The following is a 19,350-nucleotide window of genomic DNA, read 5'->3' on the forward strand; positions in this document are numbered from 1 at the left end:
GCTTAATATGGAGACGATTTTACAGTTTAAAAATTTGGATTATTATTATGAAAGTAATGGGAAAAATGTAGCGATACTAGATAATGTTAACTTTTCTTTTCAAAAAGGACATTTCTACACGATTTTAGGACCATCTGGATCTGGTAAAACCACAACTCTGAGCTTAGGTTGTGGACTGGATGTCCCTAAAAATGGTTATGTACTGTATAATGGTAAAGATATTAGAAAAATTGGTTTGGATCGATACCGTAATCAAAATGTATCTGTAATTTTCCAATCTTATAATTTGATAACCTATATGACAGCTCTTCAAAATGTCTTAACAGCAATGGAAATTACGGGTGTTAAAGTGCAAAATAAAACAGCAAGAGCATTAGAATTGTTAGAAAGGGTAGGACTCACAGAAGTTGAAGCGAAACGAAACGTCCTGCAACTAAGCGGCGGACAACAACAGCGTGTAGCAATTGCTCGAGCACTATCTTGTAATGTTGATTTACTGATTGCAGATGAGCCGACAGGAAACCTCGACGAGGAAACTGCAATGGATATAATAGAACTATTTCAAGAACTTGCACATAAAGAGAATAAATGCATTATTGTTGTGACGCACTCACAGGAGGTTGCTAAAAAATCAGATCGTGCAGTGTATTTAAGTAAGAAGAAGTTGGTCGTAAATGAAATCTAATATAAACATCGTAGCTTTTTAATTCACATAATTTTCAAAATCTAGACCTTTCAAAAGCTTATATTTGATTTATAATAAAATCAAGCCATAATCAAAATGGTCTCCCTGTACTGAATGTTAAAATAGTTTGTTGTTCCCGTTTTAATAATATAATAAAAAGAACTTGTAGGATATTCTACAGGTTCTTTTTATTATAATTGGTTACCTATATCATGGGATAATCACACATAAAAAACGGGACATTACCTAGATGTATGACCTAAATATCGTCCCGTTTACCTACTCTGTATAGTTATTGCAGAATTAAACCTACAATCATAATTAAACTAAATACTATTATCCAACCAAACGCACAATAGCCAAAAATTCTAATCCATTTAGGTAATTGATGCATGTTAATTTTATTTGTGGGAACTCCTTGCATAGAAAACATCATTTTTTGATCTCTATCTCTATTATTTTGTTGTTCATACATACTATCATCACCTTTCCAGAACTATTGCGTTTATAGTATATCAGCCTAAAGAAAATTATGTACAGAATAAGAAGGGATAGCATAAATATTATGTGGTGAATTTTATAAATAAATGCATTTAATTGCCATGGTTCTAAGCGCTAATTCGTTATAAATACTGAAAAAGAGCACTACATAAATAGGACTCATTTTCTTCAAATATTAAGTTGCTGGATATAAATCAGGACCAAGGTAACGTTCTTTTATAATTTGAAGATGATGAAGCTCATGACCAGCAATAATGTATGCTAATGCACGAACTGTAACTTCAGAATTATTCGCATTTCCTCTTTGTGACCAAGCTTCTTTATCTAAGCTTCTAAGTAAATGCAGGGTAGATTGGCGAACAACTATTAAATTCCCAAGAAGATCTTGCACAGATTGCTTATCAAAAGCAGCTCTAAGAACATACATATCATCAAATGAAAAACCTGTTAATAAGTTTATACTTACTACAAAAACAAAAAAACTCGTCCTATTTAAAGGAGAGTTTGTTTGTTTTTATGTTTAGATAATGGAATACTCATGCAAAATTGCACACTATGTTCCATATTTTTCATTGAATACTTTATATCTAGTGTTTCAAGAATTTGTTTAACAATATATAGCCCCAAACCATTTCCTCCAGTATTTCGATTTCTTGATTTTTCAATTCGATAAAATGGTTTGAAAATTTGTTGTAAATCTTCATCTTTAATATTGACACCTGTATTTATAATTTGCATTTTGATTTGACCTTGTTTCGAATCCTCACTTAACTTTATATAGACTTTTTCATTATGTGGTGAATACATAACCGCATTGTGTATAATATTTTTACATGCTTTTTCTAAAAGAGCACAATCTGTATAAATAGAAAGGTCAAAATCAATTTCTTTTATTATTTCGATGTTTTTTTGAGAAGCAAAAAATTCGAGATCTTTTGTAATTGTACCTATTAATTTTGAAAGATTAACTTTCTCTACTTTTAGTTTGAAGGTGTGTTGTTCTAATTTCGATACGCTTAAAATTTCACGAACTAATTGTTCCATACTTTCAATAATTTGATGATTCTTCTTTAAATATTGATCGCGATTTTGATAAGGGCCAATATTGTATATCATTCCTTCTAAGTATCCTTTCATTACAGTAAGAGGGGACTTTAATTCATGTGCTACAATCGCAAAAAACTCTCTGCGTTTTGTTTCTATTTCTCTTTCTTTTTCAATATCATTTTTTAATTGTTCATTTGCTTTTTTTAAATCAAACATAGCTTGTTGTAAGTTAATAGACATGTCATTCAAACTATTAGATAATTCTCCTAACTCATCTGTAGAGCGAACCTCAATTTTTTCGGAGAAATCTAAATTTGCCATCTTTTGTGCACCTTCATTAATATAAATAAGTGGCTTTGTAATAAACCTGGAATAAAAATAAGCACTCCCTATACCAATAACGAGCACAATGATACTAATATAGGGGAGAAAGCGTACTAAAACCTGTGAAGCTTCATCAATCGGTTGAAATGTAGCAAAGACTATAAGCGTTAAACTACCATCTTGGAATTGAATTGGTTTCGTAACATTATATGAATTGCTGAGGGTACTTGCATTCTCGAATCGTGTTGCTTTAGTAACTACTGTTTTTTGCGTACCACTTTGAATAAAAGAAAATGAAGGAGAGTAAATAATTACTCCTTCTTTATTTTGAAGATAAAGCATCGCATTATTTTTTTTTGCGTATTCATCAAAAAGTGGTATCGCATCTTGAAACGTAAGATTTTTAGACTTATCAATGATTTCGTTTATCCCTGTTTGAAGTTGATCTGTTTTGTATTGCTCATAAAACGTAGGGAGAAAGAAATATAAAGTTAAATAAATCAACACTGCAAAGGATAACAAAATGAGAGATGTAGTCATAAAGAGTTTATAAGTAATTTGCTTCATTTTCATGAGTTTTACAATACTATTCATCAATTTTATAACCAATACCCTTTATTGTTTTAATATAAGGGATAGCTAATTTTTTGCGTAGGTTTTTAATATGTGTATCAATTATTCGTGTTTCTCCAAAATAATCGTATCCCCAAACTTTTTCTACGATATTTTCTCTTGTCAGTACTTTTCTCTCATTTTGAAATAGTAGTTGTAGAATTTCGAACTCTTTTGTCGTTAATATAATTTCAACGTCATTTACATATACTCTATATGCATCAACATCAATGCACACTTCTTTAAATACCAAATGATTATTTACATTTTTATCATAACTTCTTCTAAGTACAGCTTCGACTCGTCTAATCAAAACATGAAACGAAAAGGGCTTTGTTATATAATCATCGATCCCAAGGTCGAATCCTTTCATTTGATCTTCCTCTTCTTCCAACGCAGTTAGCATAATAATTGGTACGTTTGACTGACTTCGAATCATTTTAGAAACTTCAAACCCATTAAGATTGGGCATCATGACATCTAGAAGAATTAAATCAAATGATTGCTTATTAAATTGTGTCATACCCTCTAGTCCATCTGAAGCGACTATCACTGTATAATGCTGCGTCATTAAAAATTGTTTAATTAATTCCTGAATTTCTTGATCGTCCTCTACCACGAGAATATGATAGTTTTTCATAATATCACCTCTGGTAGTCATTATAGCCGTACTATCTGGAGTTTATGTGGAGATACAATAGGAACTTCATAGGACGTTTAACGTATTAGCTTCATTTTCAAGAATGTGTATTCTCCAAAAAATATGATTAGCCATATTCCTTTTTATGAAAAAATAATTGTATGCTTGAAAAAACTTATCGTATGAAAAGCTGAACGATTTATATTTCTAAAAAACCAATGTATAATATTGGGAACTGCATGTGATTTCTTAAACTGTGTGAACATATACTTTCGCTACTTACTAGAAGGGGAAACGGAAATGAATTTCAATATAAAAAAAGCTAGCGAAATTATAGAGTGTACTTCACAAACTTTAGAGTTTTTTGCTAATTTAGTAAACGATTAAGGTGTGAACTAAGGATTATTTAAATCATGCGAGAAAGGTTGTGAAATGATTTGATGGGTTATAAAGCGATGCTGTTTGATTTAGATGATACATTACTTGATAGGGATAAAGCAGTAGAGGCATTATTTTTAATTGTTTTAGAAAAGTGTTATGAAAATGTAGATGGTGCGGCTAAAAGCAACATGTTACAGAAATTCAAAGAACACGATAAAAGAGAATATGGCATAAGTAATAAAACGACAGTTTTAGAATCATTGTTTGATGAATTCACGCCGAAGTATAGATTGCCACGCAATTACATCCAAGATTTTTGGAATAATAATTTCCCTAGATGTTTTTCAATAGACCAAAATACTATTCATTTCTTAAATCAAATAAAGAAGCACTTTAAAGTTGGAATTATAACAAATGGCTCAACTCAGAGGCAAAAAGCTAAAATATTTAACACGAATTTAAATAAGTATTTTGAAACAATCATTATTTCTGAAGAAGTGGGATTTAGTAAACCTGATAAACGTATATTCGAACTAGCATTAAATAAGTTAAATTTACAACCGGAAAATACTTTATTTGTTGGAGATGACTTAGAAAAGGATATTGCTGGTCCTCAAAATGCAAATATAAAAGGTGTGTGGTTTAACCCTCAGAAGATCAAGAATACTACCAAAATACAACCGTATGCCGAGATTAACACTTTGGATAGTTTGTTAAGTTATGTTACTCCACAATATTTTTATAACAAGTAAAAGTAATCTCATATATATTCAAAAATATAAAAAAGAGAAACTATCATTAATTTCATTGACCGTATTAGCAATAAAAAATATATATTTACAACAAAAAATAGAGGCCATTTTAATAGCTGAAGCTAATTTAATCTATGATTAATACGAAGTTTTGTAAAACAATTTTACTCATACTGTATAAATTATAAAGGGGTGGGACTATGGAAATAAAGAAAGTAGTAATCGATGGAATCAATATTGCAGTCATTAGGAACGATAAGGTATTAATATCGGATGTTCAGTCTGCATTAGATACTATGGCAACAGTTCAATATGAGGTAGATGCGAAACATATTATTATCCATAAATCTTTAATAAGTGAAGATTTCTTTGATCTAAAAACACGGCTTGCGGGCGATATCCTTCAAAAGTTTATAAACTACAAGGTAAAGATTGCTATTGTTGGAGATTTCTCTATGTATACTAGTAAAAGCTTAAAGGATTTTATTTATGAATGTAATAAAGGAAAAGATATTTTTTACTTAGCAACTGAACAACAAGCAATTGAAAAACTAAGTACATTAAAGTAATAATTATATCCTGCTAAATTCCCCCATTTCACTTAGTTCATGATTATATACGATATAGAAGAACTGATGTTTGTGGTAAACTAAGAGATGAATAAAGGGGGAGTTTTCTTGAACAATTTTAATGATACGATCCGTGATTTAAACAATATAGTTTACAAACCTAACAATTTAATGATTACGAATATAAAAGAAGAAAAGCAAAACGCAGAATATGCAGGATGTTTATTCCACTTAAATAACAAAACCATTCGTTTTAGAAAATCAAAAGTTACTCCTAATAAAATTGGTCAATTTGTTTCTTTTTGGGAGAAAGATGAAAATATGCGAAATAGAGCTTTCTCTTATGAAGCTGCTCCTGATTTATTAGTAATCACTTGTATTGCTGATAATAAACTAGGACAATTTATTTTTCCTAAAGAGATTCTTCTTAAAGAAAAAATATTGAGAACACAAAGTCAAACAGGGAAAATGGCAATGAGAATTTATCCTGTTTGGGATACCACTGTTAGCAATCAAGCTAAAAGGAGCCAAACGTGGCAACTTCACTATTTTGTTGATTTAAGTGATATTAATAATTTGCCTATAGATAAACTATTAAATTTATATTCGTAGCTTTTGATTTTCCCCAAAAAGAAGTAATTACAGAAAAGACATTTGTAATGACGCCTTCTATTAATTTACCTTGTGAATCGTAATTTTTGTACCGGTACAGTTAAATGAAATGTAAATTGTTACAGTGCCCCTTAAAATTTACAATCAGCATATATTATTTAAACTTATAAATTTTTAAGGGGTGCTAATTATGACAAGTTTACAAAATCAGCTTTTCACAAGATTAAATCTTAAAAAACGTAATGAAGTAACGTTTGAAGAATTACCTACTATACTCTTTTCATTTGCACACACTATACCATTTGAGAATTTAGATGTTATAGCACGAAATACGAATCAAATCTCTCTGGAAAACTTACGAGAGAAAATTTTAACTAGTTCCCGTGGTGGACTTTGCTACGAATTAAATACTCTTTTTTACTATTTCTTAAGAGACTGTGGCTATGATGTACAACTGGCATTAGGTACGGTTTATAAAAACGATATAAATGCATGGGCACTTGAGGATGGCCATATAACAATTATTTTAACTTATGATAATGTACAGTATTTAATTGATGTAGGTATAGCTTCGTTAGTACCTCTTGTTCCTGTACCTTTTACTGGTAAGTCTGTTTCTTCAAAAAATGGTTCGTACCGGGTGAGACGAAAAGATACGAGTAAGGGAAATTATGTTTTAGAAAGAATAGATACTGATGGAGAATGGAAAGTTTGTCATGCTTTTTATAAACATAATATTGATGAGATAATAGTAAACGATGTTCAAAGAAGAGTGATAGAAGATGAGAAGTCTATTTTTAATAAAGGACCAATTGCAGTAAAGTTGACGAACTCCGGTCATATTTCATTAACGAATACAAGTTTAACTGAAGCTATTCGTGGGGAAAAAACTAAGCATGAAATTACAGAAGATCAATATAAAGAGTTTTTATATACTTTATTTGCTATTAAGTTATGAATAATAAAGATAGCCGGTTCTTATTCAGAAGCGGCTATCTTTATTATTTTTGGTGTAAATGGTTTTCTTCTAATATGTTTCGGAAACTGCGGTATAGTTAGTGTTTTTAATGTTTTCTCAGCTTCTTCATATGTATGAAAAATTGGTTCTTTTCCATCATCCCCTTGTAAAACTAGCCCTTCATCTCGAATTACATATGGCATAAAACCACCCCATCTAGTAAAGAATTATGTTCTTTTGCAGCAGAATAATACGATTTAAAGTTTGATTTTCTTAATACATATAATACACTAGAACAGTACGAAAAAGTATGTACAATGAATTTTGAATGTAAAGGAAGATTATTATGTCAGTTATTGATAAATTGAAACTTAATAAGTATACAAATATGGTCGTTATTAACGAACCAAGTGATTATGACATTTTTACAGGTAAAGAAACTGCATTCTCAAAAGAACACGATGCTATCTTTATATTTGTAGAAACGCTTGATGAAATGGTGAAACAAACGAATTTTATTATTAGTAATGAAGAATTACTAATTGAAAAAGGTTACGTATTCTTCGCATATCCGAAAAAAGGTAATGCTCGTTATAGTACGTTTATTCACCGTGATGAGATGTTTCCGGCATTAAACGTTGGAGAAGATGGTTATGTGGGAGAAAGCGACATTAAATTTGCACGAATGGTAAGTATGGATGAAGTCTTTACTGTTGTAGGTTTAAAACGCGAGAAGAAAAAAACAACGAAAACATCTGCTATGAGTCAATGTGTTGCCGATTATGCAGATCGAATTAAAGATGTTGAAGCATTATTAGCTAATCATCCGAATGAACTTAAGTTTTATCAAAGTTTAACGCCTGGATATCAGAAAGATTGGGCACGTAATCTTTTTTCTGTAAAACAAGAAAAAACACGTGAAAAACGTCTAGAGAAAATGATAGAGATCCTTTCACAAGGCTATAAAACAATTGAATTATTCCGTAAGAAGAAAAAATAATGATTAAGAAAGTCACAATGCTGCAACAATTAATTGTGATGAGTACATTGAAAAAAGCATTCCTTCCATTATACTAAGGAATGTTCTTATATTTATATAATTAGCAAAAGAGAAAAGGTGTTTGAAATGAAATCGTATATTGTAGTTGGATCTGGAATTTTAGGAGCGTCTACTGCTTATCATCTTGCTAAGGCAGGTGCGAATGTTACTATCGTGGATCGCCAACAATTAGGACAAGCAACTGATGCAGGAGCAGGTATTGTATGTCCATGGCTATCGCAGCGTCGTAATAAAGCATGGTATAAAATTGTTAAAGGCGGTGCACGTTACTATTCTTCGTTAATTCAGCAATTAGAAGAAGACGGTGAAACTGACACAGGATATAATCGTGTAGGTGCAATTAGTTTACATACTGAAGAGAAAAAGTTAGATCAAATGGAAGAGCGAGCTTATAAACGACGTGAAGATGCCCCAGAGATTGGTGAAATCACTCGCTTATCAGCTGAAGAAACAAAAAAATTATTCCCAGCATTATCAGACGAATATAGTTCTGTTCATATTAGTGGTGCTGCACGAGTAAATGGAAGATTATTACGCAATGCATTAATAAGTGCTGCGAAAAAACATGGTGCAACTTTAATAAAAGGCGATGCTATATTAGTCCGTGAAGGAAATCATATTACGGGAGTTACAGTAAACGATGAAACAATTTTAGCAGAAAAGGTTATTGTAACTGCAGGCGCATGGGCGAATGAAATCTTGAATCCATTAGGAATTAATTTCTTAGTTACATTCCAAAAAGGACAAATTGTTCATCTGCAAATCGAGAATACAGCAACAGAAAATATGCCAGTTGTTATGCCACCGAACGATCAATATATTTTAACGTTTGACAATGGGCATGTCGTAATTGGTGCAACACATGAGAATGATACTGGTTTCGATCATCGTGTAACAGCAGGTGGTTTACATGAAGTATTCCATAAGGCATTAGCAGTTGCACCTGGCTTAGAAAATGCTACAATGCTTGAAACGAGAGTTGGATTCAGACCATTCACACCAGGATTCTTACCTGTTATCGGACCACTACCTAACTTTGAAGGAATTCTCGTTGCGAATGGATTAGGAGCTTCGGGTTTAACAGCTGGTCCATACTTAGGAGCGGAACTTGCTAAATTAGCGCTGGGACAACCAATTGAGTTAGATTTAAATGATTATGATGTTGCTGGCGCAATTGAATAATATAGGGTACTGCTAACATTTAGGAAGAACCATGCTAAACAAATTCGACAAGGAATAAGCAGTTTTCCCTCTGTTAAGAGTAAGCCTGTTTATGAAAAATAAAATTCTTTAAAAATAGAAGGCCGACATTATAAACCTGCATTAATAATGTAGAATTGTGATGTCGGCTCTTTATTTATATTTATTTAAAACTTATTTTTTGAGAGGAGCTTAAGCAATGAGAGCGCCATATCAAGTATTGATATTTCCTTATATAAAAACTACTGATTCCATTCAATATGCTATTTTCAACCGAAGTGATTATAGTTATTGGCAAGGAATAGCTGGTGGCGGAGAAGTCGGTGAGATTCCTATTGAATCAGCAAAACGGGAAGCGTTTGAAGAGGCTGGTATTACAAGAGAATGTCCATATATACAATTAGATTCTGTGTCTTCACTACCAGTAGAGGATGTAGTTAGAGGATTCCTTTGGGGAGAAGAGGTTTATGTAATAAAAGAATTTTCTTTTGGAGTTAAAGTCCCTACAAAAAACATATCATTATCTAAAGAACACTTTAATTATAAATGGTTATGCTTTGAGGAAGCAGTAACGCTTTTGAAATGGGATAGCAACAAAACAGCATTGTGGGAATTAAACAAAAGACTATTAAAACAATAAAAGTTTTTGCTAACAAAAATAGTTGTGGAAGAAGAATTGAACCATTAACAAACCCTTGCTACACTTCTAAACAATATTTTATAGATTTGGCATGGGTAATGAACGAAGAGAACTTGCACGAAGAAAAGCCCTATACAGTTGCCTCTGAAAAAATGAAAATAGTTAGAAATATTTTTATATCGTACGGTTTTTGACTATGAATAACGAAATAAATATTAAGTATTCAACAGTTCAAATAAAACGAGTCAGCTTTTTATTTTAGGAAGAAAGATGACTCGTTTTATGCTAAAATTCGCTTAGTGTATATTTTCGTTAAAATGTGGGTGGGCCCCCTTTTAGCAAAACCGGAGTGGGAATGATGAGTATAAATAGTTTTGTGGGATTGATAAATGACGAATTATTAAAAGAGGTAAGTATAAGAAGTGAGGATGAATTCGAGCCTGTAGTAGTTAAAGATATTCCTAGACTTTGGAAGTGTTTAGGAACAGGTAATTATGCCGCAGTATTCATGCACAAAGAATACAAAGATTGGGTAGTGAAAGTTTACGTGCGAGAAGGAGAAGGAATTGAAAAAGAGTCAGAAGTATACCGAAGAATTGGAGATCATCCTTCTTATTCAAAGCTTATATATAAAGGGGAAAATTTCATAGTATTGAAACGTTTAAAAGAAATTACCTTATACGATGCTATTCATAAGGGTATTAAAATTCCTAAGCAAGTAATACTTGATATTAATGAGGCTTTAGAGTATGCGAGGGAACAAGGGTTAACTCCTTGTGATGTTCACGGGAAAAATGTGATGATGGAAAAAGGAAGGGGATATGTAGTCGATGTATCTGATTTCTTAAAAATAAAAGAAGATAGTAAGTGGAGAGATCTAGAAAAGGCATATTTCACCTTTTATTTTCCTTTCATATATAAATTGCCTTTCCCGGTTAAAATACCGTATTTTATGTTAAACATTGTTAGGCGTTCGTATAGAAAATATAAGAAGCTTAAAAAGAACTTCAAATTATAAAAGGACCATATATGTTCCTGAAAACGAGTTAAATTCACATAAATAACTTTAGAAAAATTTCAAATTTTGTTTAGGGGCTATTTCAAGACCTTAGCTTGCTGGGCATATGGTGTTACCTCAAAAAATAAAAAGATTAGGAGTAAATCCTAATCTTTTTATTTATACATATTTTTGTTAGTTATATCACTATCAATTCCAAAACGGGACATTTTGAATAAATGAAACCGTCAAAATAAGTGTTGATGCGGAACCAGCAGTTACTAAAGTTACTATTTTTCGTCCATTCTGTTCTTTTGAAGGTTTTATAAGTTCTGTAATTAACACAATCCATATTATGATAGATACTATTGAAATAATATTTATAGACATATGTAACACATCCCTTCGTGTTTTTACATAAATATTTCTTCTTTTATAAAATAAAAGCAATTTAACAAGAAAATATGTAACGCATTAAAAATCAATATTTTTCTGTTAAACCACCTTTTTTAAATAGAAATACGACTGATAAAACGATAACAACAGCCTTCAAACTGCCCCAATATGGATAAATAGCATGATCTGTTAGACTAGCATGCTGAAAAATATTCTCTAAACCGAAAATTCCTATCATGACTGCTAAAAGAAATGAAGCTGATCCATACGTCCCTTTACGATAGAGGGTAAATAAATAGACTGTGAAAATCAGTGGTAAGATGATTTGTAGTACGATTATCATAGTTCGTCCCCCAGATTATTTATAATTATATTATATACAAAATTGTAATAAAAAGGAATGCGACTTATTTGATACTAACAGAACTACTCTAATCATATTCTTCTATAAAAAAGAAGAAAAAGGGGTGTACAGTTAATTGACAAAAGTTAAAGTTAGTTTACGACCCATTGTTCATAACGTAAATTTACCAACTGTATTGAAAACAACGATACTTCCAGGTGAATCGACCGAAAGACTATTTATCGCAACTCAATTAGGGGAGATTTTTTACATAGGGGACGGAGTTATAAAGACATTTTTAGATATTCGTCACCTAATTATTAAATTAGGTACATTTGAAGAAGGTGTTTCTAGTAGCGGTTATGATGAACGCGGATTGCTTGGACTTGCGTTCCATCCACAATTTTATCAAAATGGGTTATTTTATCTTCATTATTCAGTAGCTGGAACTCAAGGGCCAGGTGCATTTTCTGAGCAATTTAAACCGAATCCTTGTGACCCTAAAACGTTAAATTTAAAGTGGTTTAATAGAAATACGCAATATGATCACATTGATACAGTGGAAGAATGGACTTTACAATCTAATGGTCAAGCTCAAAAACGACGAACATTACTGAATGTAAGAAGACCATTTTTTAATCATAACGGAGTCAATAGTTTAAACTTTTCACCTGAGACTGGAAAACTTGTTTTTACAAATGGAGATGGCGGATCAGGTTATGATCCATTTAATTTAAGCCAAGATGATTTAGAAATAGCAGGAAAAATAATTGAAATCGATGTAAGTAAAAATACATTTATAAATAACCCTCCTGTAGTTACACGCTTTAATGAACTTCCTTTATCTATACAAGAAACACTTACAGTAATTGCAAAAGGAGTACGTAATATAACTGGCATTTCATTTCAAAGGTTTTATAATCAATATATCAAATACGCCGGAAATGTCGGACAAGATATTGTAGAGTCTATTTTTTCATTTGTTCAATATAAACCTATACCGGTAACAGAACTTGTTCAAATGCATTTTATGAGGTTAACTCTCAATCAAGATGGGTTTATCAATTTTGGGTGGCGAGGATGGGAAGGGGATTTGCCTACTTCTTTTATACGACATTGCTCTGAGAATCAGACTTTGGATGAGAGAACAATGGTTTATTATGATGAAACAATACAAACTTCAGTGAAGCGTATTCTGCCTCTACTTAGTTATTTTCATAAAGATTCTAGAACAGATAAGTTTGGAGGAACTTCACTTACAGGAGTTCAGCCATATATGGGAAATGCAATTCCAAATTTAACAGGTAGCGTTGTTTTTACTGACCTTGCCAAGAAAGGAGAATCTCAGTCTCCAATTAAGGGTGTTTTAGCCTATACTAGAGCAGGTACAGACGGTAAACATGCTGACTTTCATGCTATTGAAACCAATTATGATTTTGGTACGCAACCAGCTTATTATATGAGTTTAGGAACAAATTCGGATCAAACTAAATTATATTTAGGAGTTTACAGTTCTATGAAAGTAACTGATTATAACAAAGGTACCATTTTTGAAATTATTCCTTGATACGATATAAATTCTCAGTTTAAAAACATAAAGAGTTTATTCTGCTTCCAAAACGCACAACTTGACTTGTCCCCCTAAACATCTTCAATCTATAAGTATCTATTTTATATAGTGATTTATAACTAGTAGAAAGCAACTCATAAACCATAAGTGTATGAATAATATAGAAAGTAATGAATGTGGTATCTTTAGGGGGTATTTTAATGAATTGGTTTGTACGTTATTGGTATCAACTGATGATAGAACATGATACGAGCTTTGTTCATAAAAGAAAATTGTCCCTTGCGAATAAGTTAGTACTTACAGCTTTGATGAGTGCATTGACCACCATGTTTCAAGCAGCTGGGAACTTAGTTCCTGGTATAGGTTTGCTCATTAGTCCATTTTCGACATTACCGATTTTTTTTGCTATTTTCTATTCTATTCGTGAGGGAATACTTTCTTATATTCTTACTATTTTTCTATTATTTATTATTGAGCCCAGTGAACTAATTGTCTTTCCTTTTACTACAGGCTTATTAGGTCTAGCCTTAGGAGTATCCTTTTTAAAATTAAAGAGGAGAATTTGGATTGTTTCTTTTTCAGCAACTTGTCTACTTATAGGTATTATGATTGTTCTCGATGTTTTCCACTTTCCGGTACTTGGTCCTGCTGTTCATACAACTATGGATATAAAAATTATTTTATCAATATTTATAATGAGCTTTCTATACTGTTGGATTTATGCAGGTTTTTGCAGAATAATGATGAATAGATTATATAAAGTGTTGTATTGACAATGGCATAATGAGGATTGGAGATTGAATTCATGACTAACGTTGCAGTTAGAAGACCGAATTTGAATGATGTAGATGAACTATATTTATTTTTCCGTATAGTTATTACGAATACATACAAAGATGAAGGATTGTCACAATTATTAGATGACATAGAAAATGAAATTAACTCAAAAAAGCAGTATTTGAAAAGTGACTTTGATAGTAACGGAGAAAGTCGTTACTTTTTATTAGCAATTGATACAAGTAACGATAAAATCATTGGAACAATCGAAATCGGTCCAGCAAGTACATTGATTAATAGTTGTACAGGTGGTGTACTTAAAAATTTGTATGAAATAGGAACTGTATTCATACTTCCGGAGTATCAGAGAAAGGGAATAGGGAGTTTATTACTACATACAATGTTTCTTACATTACTTAGCAGAGGGATAACAGAATATTGTTTAGATAGTGGATATAAAAATGCGCAAAGTATATGGATGAAAAAGTTTGGAAAACCTAGCTATGTATTGAAAGATTACTGGGGAGAATCCAGTGATCATATGATTTGGAAGAAAAGTTTACATGATACACCTATAATATTTGAATTATAAAATGAAATATGCCTCTGAACATAGCTTTTCTTACTTATGTATGCTATTATTTATCTTTATAATAAAAGAGGACGTGAATGAACTTGATTAAAATTAATATTCCTGAAGCTGATGTTTCAATTACTGAACGTAAACAAGTTATTAAAGGAGACGAGCCAATCATTACTCCAATTAATGGATTTATTGATTTCCACTTGTTCCCTAGAGATAAAGGCGGCATTTTTATGTTTTACAATATTAATGACGAACTTCTTTTCGTAGGTAAAGCTCGTAAAATTAGACAACGTATTAAGAAGCATTTTGAAGATAATGTTTCACCAATTAAAAATCACCGTGATGAAGTATACCGCATTGATGCATGTATCGTAGAAGATCCAACAGAAAGAGAAATTTACGAAACATATATCATTAATGAATACAAAGCGAAATATAACGTTGATAAAGTATTCTACAAATAATCAACATTAATAAAAAGCAATCCTAGCTAATATGCAAGGATTGTTTTTTATTTAGATTTATTCTTCATATCTTTCTCCTTTTTTCAAATGATTAGCAGCAACAAAACAGATTACACCTATAAATATAAGTACAATACCAACCGTTTTATGTTTTCCCTCAAAGAAAGGAATATCTGAAATAACATTTGTCATACATAGTCCTAAAAATACAAGGATAGGGCCCACCCAAAGTAATACATTACCGAATTTTGTGTGCTTCCACATAATAACCCTCCTTAACCCTCTTTACATATATATCCATAAATAAAAAGTAAATTCATAGAGAAATATAGTTTTTTTCATATCGAAAATTTAACCCTCATATATTGGTACAAGCAAAAGAGAAAGGAGACCATCATGAATTGGTTAGAAGCTTTCATACTAGGTATAATTCAAGGTTTAACAGAATTTTTACCAATCAGTAGTACCGGACATCTTTATTTAGGAAGGCATTTGTTCCGATTAGATGAGGCTGGCTTATTTTTAGATACGATGCTGCATATTGGGACTTTACTTGCGGTTTTTATTTATTACAAAAAAGAATTTATATATTTAATTAAAAACCCATTTTCAAAGCTCATGTTATTACTTATCGTTGGGACAATACCCGCAGTTGTAATTGGTTTATTGTTTAAAGACTTCTTTGAAGATATTTCAAAAACAGGAATCACGATCGGTTGGGAGTTTTTAGTGACCGGATTCTTTCTCTACATGGCAGATAAACAAAAGAATGGTCGTAAAAAAATGGATGACATAACATATAAAGACGCATTAATTATCGGTTCATTTCAAGCTGCTGCTATTTTTCCAGCCATTTCCCGTTCTGGAATGACAATTGTCGCTGCATTATGGAGAAAATTAGACCGTGAAACTGCTGCTTACTTTTCTTTTTTACTATCGACACCAGCCATCGTTGGAGCTATCATTTTGCAATTTGTAGACGTTTTTCAAGGGAAAGCAGAATCTATTTCTAGTACATCTTTAATTGTCGGAACGTTATCAGCAGCGTTTTTTGGATACATAGCCGTTTCATGGATGATTCAATATTTAAAACGTCACTCCTTAAAAGTATTCGCGTATTACGTATGGGGATTAGGTATTTTAATTTTAATGTTGCAATTTACTGATGTATTTTAAGTATAATGATAAAGAAGTTAATTAGTTTAAGATCCTGTTTCATTCATACAAGGCAGGATCTCTTTTTATTAAGGGGGAAAATATGTTTAATAAGGCTATCGTTATTGGTGGAAGTATGGCAGGAAAGTTTGCAGCAAAAGCATTATCAACTTCTTTTAAAGAAGTAATCATTATAGAAGCTGATGAAAGATGGGATGGAAAGTCTTCGAGAAAAAGAGTTCCACAAAGTAATCATCCTCACGTGTTATTAAAAGGTGGAGAAAACGCAATTGAAGAATTGTTTCCTAATATTACGAATGAATTAATAGAAGCGGGTAGTATTATAAACAACTTTACGCGTGATTTGAAATGGCATCAATTCGGTCTATGGAAACAACCGTTCATAGGGGAAGTACATATGATTCAACAAAGTCGTCCTTTGCTAGAATGGCATATTCAAAAACGAATACATCAAATTTCAAATATTACTATTAAATATGAAACATTGGTTAAAGAGTTATTGGTAGATGCAAAGCTTAACAAAGTGTGTGGAGTAAAAGTTAAATATTTAGAGACAAACACACAAGAAGAAGTTCATGCGGATCTTGTAGTTGATGCGAGTGGGTTTGGCTCAAAAAGTATAGAGTGGCTACGAGAATACGAAATTAAAGTACAAGAAGAGAAAGTTCGTATTGATTTATTTTACGCAACGAAAATGTTCAAACTTAAAGAAAATGAGGAGTTAGACTGTTGTAATATGCTAATGTCTCCTAGTTTCCCTGATAACCCTTATGGCGTTCTTATTCAAACGATAGAAGATAATCGTTATTTTGTTACTTTTAGTGGATACGCAAATGAGAAAGCACCACAAACAGATGATGAGTTTTATGATTTTGCTGAAAATCTATCAATTTCTAATGTTACAGACTTCTTAAATAAGGCTGAGGGAATTACTGATATAAAGACATACAAAATTCCTTATCAAGTACGCCGGCGATTTGATTTAGTGAATAATGTACCAGAAGGATTATTAGTTATTGGAGATGCGCAATGTCGTTTTGATCCCGTTTTCGGCCAAGGCGTATCAGTTGCTGCTATGGAGGCTCACCAATTACAATTACTTTTGCAAGATAGAAAACAACTTGATAAAACATTTACACAACAATTTTATAAAAAGGCAGCTACTATAATAGAAACTCCTTGGGATATGACAACAACAGAAATATCACGTCACCCGCAACTAAAGAGAGAATTAACTACAAAACAAAAATTTCAACTATGGTATACGAAGCAAATATATCGACTATCCGCAAGTAATTCTGATGTTTATATTCGGTTAGTACGAGTGATGAATTTAATTCGTAGTCCATTTCATCTCTTTCATCCGAAAGTGCTACTATCTGTATTACTTAATCGAAAGAAATAGCAGGAATATAATTGATTAAAAAAGAATGTATAACAGTTAGTAAATCAAGAAGGAGAATACGGAATGGAAATATACATAGAGCAACTAAAGAAACAAGATGCTAAGGATTTATTTACGTTTGAACTTACAAATAAATCTTTTTTTGAAACAATGGTACCAAATCGTGGCTCGAAATATTTTGAATTTGAATATTTCCAAAAACTACTAGACGATTTATTAATAGAACAGGCAGATGGAGATTCTTATTTTTATTTAATTCGTAATGAAGAAAAAGAAATTGTAGGGCGAATCAATTTAGTAGATATAGATACGGAAACTCGAATTAGTTCGCTCGGGTATCGGGTCGGAGAAAAATTTACTAAAAAAGGAGTTGCAACAGCAGCCGTAAAATTAATTTTAGATGTAGCGGAAAATAATGAAATTACTGAAGTTTATGCTAAAACAACCACTAATAATCTCGCATCTCAAATTGTACTAGAAAAAAGCGGATTTTCTTCTTATCAAAACGAATCAGATATAACATCTGTAGAATTAAATGGAGAACATGTGAAGTTTGTACACTATATTTGGAGAAATACTTCACACTTATAATAAGGAGGACTTATTCATGAATGATTTACGTTATCCAATTGGCCAATTTACATACAAACGTCCTATAACTGAAGAAATGATTGATACATGGATTCAAGAAATTGAAGATTTACCTAATGAACTAACAAGGGCAATTAAAGATTTAGATCAGAAGCAGTTAGATACACCATATCGCGTTGGAGGTTGGACTGTACGTCAAGTAGTTCATCACGTCGTTGATAGCCATATGAATAGCTACATACGCTTTAAATTAGCACTGACAGAAAAGAATCCAACTATTAAGCCGTATAAAGAAGAGAAATGGGCAGAGTTACCTGATTCAAAATTACCGGTAGATGTTTCACTAGTAATGCTAGATTCATTACATAAAAGATGGGTTAATCTTTTATATTCTCTAGAAATTGAAGATTTAGAAAAGACATTTAACCATCCTGAAACTGGTGAAACAAAACTTGCTGTTGCAATAGGACTATATGCATGGCATGGTCGTCACCATACCGCTCATATTACTTCTTTAAGAAAGCGTCTAAATTGGTAACATGGAGATTATATTAGAAAAGGTGACAGAAACTGATGCAGAAGTTATATTTCAAATGCAAATAGACTCATTTAGCTCTTTATTACATAAATATAAAGACTATGAAACAAATCCAGCAAATGAAACTATTGAAAAAACTATTTTTAGAATAAATAATCCCAGCAGTAATTTTTATAAGGTGATAATAGATTCGAAACTTGTTGGAGCGATATGTATATCCGCAAAAGAACTACCTTATAAATTTTGGATTAGTCCAATGTTTATTCATCCAATCTATCAAGGGAAAGGAATTGCTCAGAAGGTACTTATTTTAATTGAAGAAATGTTTCCAGAAGCACGAAGTTTTGAACTTGCTACGATTTTAGAAGAAGAAAGAAATTGTTTTCTATACGAGAAAATGGGGTATAAAAGAACAGAAGTAATAAAGAAATTAAATGATAAAACTACACTTGTTTATTACAAAAAAGAAAGGTAAAGCATTTAAAATACGCTTTACCTTTTTATGTTATTTTAGATTAAATATACA

General features: G+C 31.6%; 25 protein-coding genes and 1 pseudogene. 18 read left to right on the forward strand and 8 right to left on the reverse strand.

Annotated elements, in window-relative coordinates; genetic code table 11:
- Positions 1–7: 7 nt before the first annotated feature.
- Positions 8–685 carry an ABC transporter ATP-binding protein gene (locus ES895_RS21510; protein WP_000447855.1) on the forward strand — a complete coding sequence of 226 codons (678 nt, stop codon included), beginning with the start codon at positions 8–10 and terminating at the stop codon, positions 683–685.
- Between the two features lie 292 nt (positions 686–977).
- Here ES895_RS21510 and ES895_RS21515 read toward each other — a convergent pair whose 3' ends face one another.
- From ES895_RS21515 to ES895_RS21530, 4 genes and pseudogenes are all read right to left on the reverse strand, one after another.
- On the reverse strand, positions 978–1,160 hold the full coding sequence (locus ES895_RS21515; protein WP_000273232.1) for a hypothetical protein: 183 nt from the start codon (positions 1,158–1,160) through the stop codon (positions 978–980).
- A gap of 201 nt (positions 1,161–1,361) precedes the next feature.
- Positions 1,362–1,637: pseudogene (locus ES895_RS21520) on the reverse strand (DinB family protein); the annotation flags it as partial.
- Between the two features lie 41 nt (positions 1,638–1,678).
- Positions 1,679–3,151 (reverse strand): sensor histidine kinase, encoded by a 1,473-nt coding sequence (locus ES895_RS21525; RefSeq protein ID WP_001084897.1) that lies wholly within the window; start codon positions 3,149–3,151, stop codon positions 1,679–1,681.
- Positions 3,144–3,809 (reverse strand): response regulator transcription factor, encoded by a 666-nt coding sequence (locus ES895_RS21530; protein WP_135238631.1) that lies wholly within the window; start codon positions 3,807–3,809, stop codon positions 3,144–3,146. The genes ES895_RS21525 and ES895_RS21530 overlap by 8 nt, the downstream gene beginning before the upstream one ends.
- Before the next feature lie 440 nt (positions 3,810–4,249).
- Here ES895_RS21530 and ES895_RS21535 point away from each other — a divergent pair, with 440 nt between their 5' ends.
- The 4 genes from ES895_RS21535 to ES895_RS21550 all read left to right on the forward strand — a co-directional run bounded on the left by ES895_RS21535 (position 4,250) and on the right by ES895_RS21550 (position 7,081).
- Positions 4,250–4,942, forward strand: coding sequence for an HAD family hydrolase (locus tag ES895_RS21535; protein WP_135238645.1), 693 nt, complete (start codon positions 4,250–4,252; stop codon positions 4,940–4,942).
- 200 nt (positions 4,943–5,142) lie between these two features.
- Positions 5,143–5,511: a DUF4180 domain-containing protein gene (locus ES895_RS21540; protein WP_000403462.1), complete on the forward strand. Its 369-nt coding sequence runs from the start codon at positions 5,143–5,145 to the stop codon at positions 5,509–5,511.
- A gap of 108 nt (positions 5,512–5,619) precedes the next feature.
- The gene (locus ES895_RS21545; RefSeq protein WP_135238632.1) at positions 5,620–6,123 is read left to right on the forward strand and encodes a MepB family protein; all 504 of its coding nucleotides are present in this window, start codon (positions 5,620–5,622) and stop codon (positions 6,121–6,123) included.
- A gap of 190 nt (positions 6,124–6,313) precedes the next feature.
- A complete protein-coding gene (locus ES895_RS21550; RefSeq protein WP_000202805.1) occupies positions 6,314–7,081 on the forward strand; it encodes an arylamine N-acetyltransferase family protein in 768 nt (255 codons plus the stop codon).
- Positions 7,082–7,101: 20 nt separating this feature from the next.
- Here the strand turns inward: ES895_RS21550 and ES895_RS21555 are convergent, their stop codons facing one another.
- On the reverse strand, positions 7,102–7,284 hold the full coding sequence (locus ES895_RS21555) for a hypothetical protein (protein WP_001147161.1): 183 nt from the start codon (positions 7,282–7,284) through the stop codon (positions 7,102–7,104).
- A 143-nt stretch (positions 7,285–7,427) separates the two neighbouring features.
- Here ES895_RS21555 and ES895_RS21560 point away from each other — a divergent pair, with 143 nt between their 5' ends.
- From ES895_RS21560 to ES895_RS21575, 4 genes are all read left to right on the forward strand, one after another.
- Positions 7,428–8,081, forward strand: coding sequence for a YdeI/OmpD-associated family protein (locus tag ES895_RS21560; protein WP_000110844.1), 654 nt, complete (start codon positions 7,428–7,430; stop codon positions 8,079–8,081).
- 126 nt (positions 8,082–8,207) lie between these two features.
- Positions 8,208–9,323, forward strand: a complete 1,116-nt coding sequence (locus tag ES895_RS21565) for an NAD(P)/FAD-dependent oxidoreductase (RefSeq protein WP_097998995.1) — start codon at positions 8,208–8,210, stop codon at positions 9,321–9,323.
- 217 nt (positions 9,324–9,540) lie between these two features.
- Positions 9,541–9,981 carry an NUDIX hydrolase gene (locus ES895_RS21570; protein WP_001202618.1) on the forward strand — a complete coding sequence of 147 codons (441 nt, stop codon included), beginning with the start codon at positions 9,541–9,543 and terminating at the stop codon, positions 9,979–9,981.
- Between the two features lie 358 nt (positions 9,982–10,339).
- Positions 10,340–10,999 carry a protein kinase family protein gene (locus ES895_RS21575; RefSeq protein WP_000026533.1) on the forward strand — a complete coding sequence of 220 codons (660 nt, stop codon included), beginning with the start codon at positions 10,340–10,342 and terminating at the stop codon, positions 10,997–10,999.
- 189 nt (positions 11,000–11,188) lie between these two features.
- Here ES895_RS21575 and ES895_RS21580 read toward each other — a convergent pair whose 3' ends face one another.
- Together ES895_RS21580 and ES895_RS21585 are read right to left on the reverse strand one after the other, a co-directional pair.
- The gene (locus ES895_RS21580; protein ID WP_000026326.1) at positions 11,189–11,368 is read right to left on the reverse strand and encodes a hypothetical protein; all 180 of its coding nucleotides are present in this window, start codon (positions 11,366–11,368) and stop codon (positions 11,189–11,191) included.
- A 91-nt stretch (positions 11,369–11,459) separates the two neighbouring features.
- Complete coding sequence (locus ES895_RS21585; protein ID WP_000587708.1) at positions 11,460–11,717, reverse strand: hypothetical protein; 258 nt, start codon at positions 11,715–11,717, stop codon at positions 11,460–11,462.
- 136 nt (positions 11,718–11,853) lie between these two features.
- Here ES895_RS21585 and ES895_RS21590 point away from each other — a divergent pair, with 136 nt between their 5' ends.
- The 4 genes from ES895_RS21590 to ES895_RS21605 all read left to right on the forward strand — a co-directional run bounded on the left by ES895_RS21590 (position 11,854) and on the right by ES895_RS21605 (position 15,114).
- Entirely contained in the window at positions 11,854–13,284 is a 1,431-nt protein-coding gene (locus ES895_RS21590) for a PQQ-dependent sugar dehydrogenase (protein ID WP_000169999.1), read from the forward strand.
- A gap of 203 nt (positions 13,285–13,487) precedes the next feature.
- Positions 13,488–14,060 (forward strand): YybS family protein, encoded by a 573-nt coding sequence (locus ES895_RS21595; RefSeq protein WP_033690230.1) that lies wholly within the window; start codon positions 13,488–13,490, stop codon positions 14,058–14,060.
- A gap of 32 nt (positions 14,061–14,092) precedes the next feature.
- Positions 14,093–14,656 carry a GNAT family N-acetyltransferase gene (locus ES895_RS21600; RefSeq protein ID WP_000185958.1) on the forward strand — a complete coding sequence of 188 codons (564 nt, stop codon included), beginning with the start codon at positions 14,093–14,095 and terminating at the stop codon, positions 14,654–14,656.
- Positions 14,657–14,733: 77 nt separating this feature from the next.
- A complete protein-coding gene (locus tag ES895_RS21605; RefSeq protein WP_001048941.1) occupies positions 14,734–15,114 on the forward strand; it encodes a nucleotide excision repair endonuclease in 381 nt (126 codons plus the stop codon).
- Between the two features lie 57 nt (positions 15,115–15,171).
- On the opposite strand, the gene ES895_RS21610 is transcribed toward ES895_RS21605, so the two are convergent.
- Positions 15,172–15,378, reverse strand: coding sequence for a hypothetical protein (locus ES895_RS21610; protein WP_000265477.1), 207 nt, complete (start codon positions 15,376–15,378; stop codon positions 15,172–15,174).
- A 132-nt stretch (positions 15,379–15,510) separates the two neighbouring features.
- On the opposite strand from ES895_RS21610, the gene ES895_RS21615 reads away from it, so the two are divergent.
- The 5 genes from ES895_RS21615 (at position 15,511) to ES895_RS21635 (ending at position 19,299) form a co-directional block, all read left to right on the forward strand.
- The gene (locus tag ES895_RS21615) at positions 15,511–16,290 is read left to right on the forward strand and encodes an undecaprenyl-diphosphate phosphatase (RefSeq protein ID WP_001104298.1); all 780 of its coding nucleotides are present in this window, start codon (positions 15,511–15,513) and stop codon (positions 16,288–16,290) included.
- 82 nt (positions 16,291–16,372) lie between these two features.
- A complete protein-coding gene (locus ES895_RS21620) occupies positions 16,373–17,695 on the forward strand; it encodes an FAD-dependent oxidoreductase (protein WP_135238633.1) in 1,323 nt (440 codons plus the stop codon).
- 63 nt (positions 17,696–17,758) lie between these two features.
- The gene (locus tag ES895_RS21625) at positions 17,759–18,286 is read left to right on the forward strand and encodes a GNAT family N-acetyltransferase (RefSeq protein WP_000409239.1); all 528 of its coding nucleotides are present in this window, start codon (positions 17,759–17,761) and stop codon (positions 18,284–18,286) included.
- Between the two features lie 16 nt (positions 18,287–18,302).
- Positions 18,303–18,824, forward strand: coding sequence for a YfiT family bacillithiol transferase (locus ES895_RS21630; RefSeq protein ID WP_000999082.1), 522 nt, complete (start codon positions 18,303–18,305; stop codon positions 18,822–18,824).
- Between the two features lies 1 nt (position 18,825).
- Entirely contained in the window at positions 18,826–19,299 is a 474-nt protein-coding gene (locus ES895_RS21635) for a GNAT family N-acetyltransferase (RefSeq protein ID WP_002005126.1), read from the forward strand.
- Positions 19,300–19,350 lie beyond the last annotated feature (51 nt).

Source organism: Bacillus sp. 007/AIA-02/001, from assembly GCF_004634455.1.
GTDB lineage: Bacteria > Bacillota > Bacilli > Bacillales > Bacillaceae_G > Bacillus_A > Bacillus_A cereus.

What these genes read in the sequence shown, in the direction of transcription:
- ES895_RS21510 (WP_000447855.1), top strand. Translation starts at nt 8, where the DNA reads ATGGAGACGATTTTACAGTTTAAAAATTTGGATTATTATTATGAAAGT.
- ES895_RS21515 (WP_000273232.1), bottom strand. Translation starts at nt 1,160, where the DNA reads ATGTATGAACAACAAAATAATAGAGATAGAGATCAAAAAATGATGTTT.
- ES895_RS21525 (WP_001084897.1), bottom strand. Translation starts at nt 3,151, where the DNA reads ATGAATAGTATTGTAAAACTCATGAAAATGAAGCAAATTACTTATAAA.
- ES895_RS21530 (WP_135238631.1), bottom strand. Translation starts at nt 3,809, where the DNA reads ATGAAAAACTATCATATTCTCGTGGTAGAGGACGATCAAGAAATTCAG.
- ES895_RS21535 (WP_135238645.1), top strand. Translation starts at nt 4,250, where the DNA reads ATGGGTTATAAAGCGATGCTGTTTGATTTAGATGATACATTACTTGAT.
- ES895_RS21540 (WP_000403462.1), top strand. Translation starts at nt 5,143, where the DNA reads ATGGAAATAAAGAAAGTAGTAATCGATGGAATCAATATTGCAGTCATT.
- ES895_RS21550 (WP_000202805.1), top strand. Translation starts at nt 6,314, where the DNA reads ATGACAAGTTTACAAAATCAGCTTTTCACAAGATTAAATCTTAAAAAA.
- ES895_RS21555 (WP_001147161.1), bottom strand. Translation starts at nt 7,284, where the DNA reads ATGCCATATGTAATTCGAGATGAAGGGCTAGTTTTACAAGGGGATGAT.
- ES895_RS21560 (WP_000110844.1), top strand. Translation starts at nt 7,428, where the DNA reads ATGTCAGTTATTGATAAATTGAAACTTAATAAGTATACAAATATGGTC.
- ES895_RS21565 (WP_097998995.1), top strand. Translation starts at nt 8,208, where the DNA reads ATGAAATCGTATATTGTAGTTGGATCTGGAATTTTAGGAGCGTCTACT.
- ES895_RS21570 (WP_001202618.1), top strand. Translation starts at nt 9,541, where the DNA reads ATGAGAGCGCCATATCAAGTATTGATATTTCCTTATATAAAAACTACT.
- ES895_RS21575 (WP_000026533.1), top strand. Translation starts at nt 10,340, where the DNA reads ATGAGTATAAATAGTTTTGTGGGATTGATAAATGACGAATTATTAAAA.
- ES895_RS21580 (WP_000026326.1), bottom strand. Translation starts at nt 11,368, where the DNA reads ATGTCTATAAATATTATTTCAATAGTATCTATCATAATATGGATTGTG.
- ES895_RS21585 (WP_000587708.1), bottom strand. Translation starts at nt 11,717, where the DNA reads ATGATAATCGTACTACAAATCATCTTACCACTGATTTTCACAGTCTAT.
- ES895_RS21595 (WP_033690230.1), top strand. Translation starts at nt 13,488, where the DNA reads ATGAATTGGTTTGTACGTTATTGGTATCAACTGATGATAGAACATGAT.
- ES895_RS21600 (WP_000185958.1), top strand. Translation starts at nt 14,093, where the DNA reads ATGACTAACGTTGCAGTTAGAAGACCGAATTTGAATGATGTAGATGAA.
- ES895_RS21605 (WP_001048941.1), top strand. Translation starts at nt 14,734, where the DNA reads ATGAACTTGATTAAAATTAATATTCCTGAAGCTGATGTTTCAATTACT.
- ES895_RS21610 (WP_000265477.1), bottom strand. Translation starts at nt 15,378, where the DNA reads ATGTGGAAGCACACAAAATTCGGTAATGTATTACTTTGGGTGGGCCCT.
- ES895_RS21615 (WP_001104298.1), top strand. Translation starts at nt 15,511, where the DNA reads ATGAATTGGTTAGAAGCTTTCATACTAGGTATAATTCAAGGTTTAACA.
- ES895_RS21620 (WP_135238633.1), top strand. Translation starts at nt 16,373, where the DNA reads ATGTTTAATAAGGCTATCGTTATTGGTGGAAGTATGGCAGGAAAGTTT.
- ES895_RS21625 (WP_000409239.1), top strand. Translation starts at nt 17,759, where the DNA reads ATGGAAATATACATAGAGCAACTAAAGAAACAAGATGCTAAGGATTTA.
- ES895_RS21630 (WP_000999082.1), top strand. Translation starts at nt 18,303, where the DNA reads ATGAATGATTTACGTTATCCAATTGGCCAATTTACATACAAACGTCCT.
- ES895_RS21635 (WP_002005126.1), top strand. Translation starts at nt 18,826, where the DNA reads ATGGAGATTATATTAGAAAAGGTGACAGAAACTGATGCAGAAGTTATA.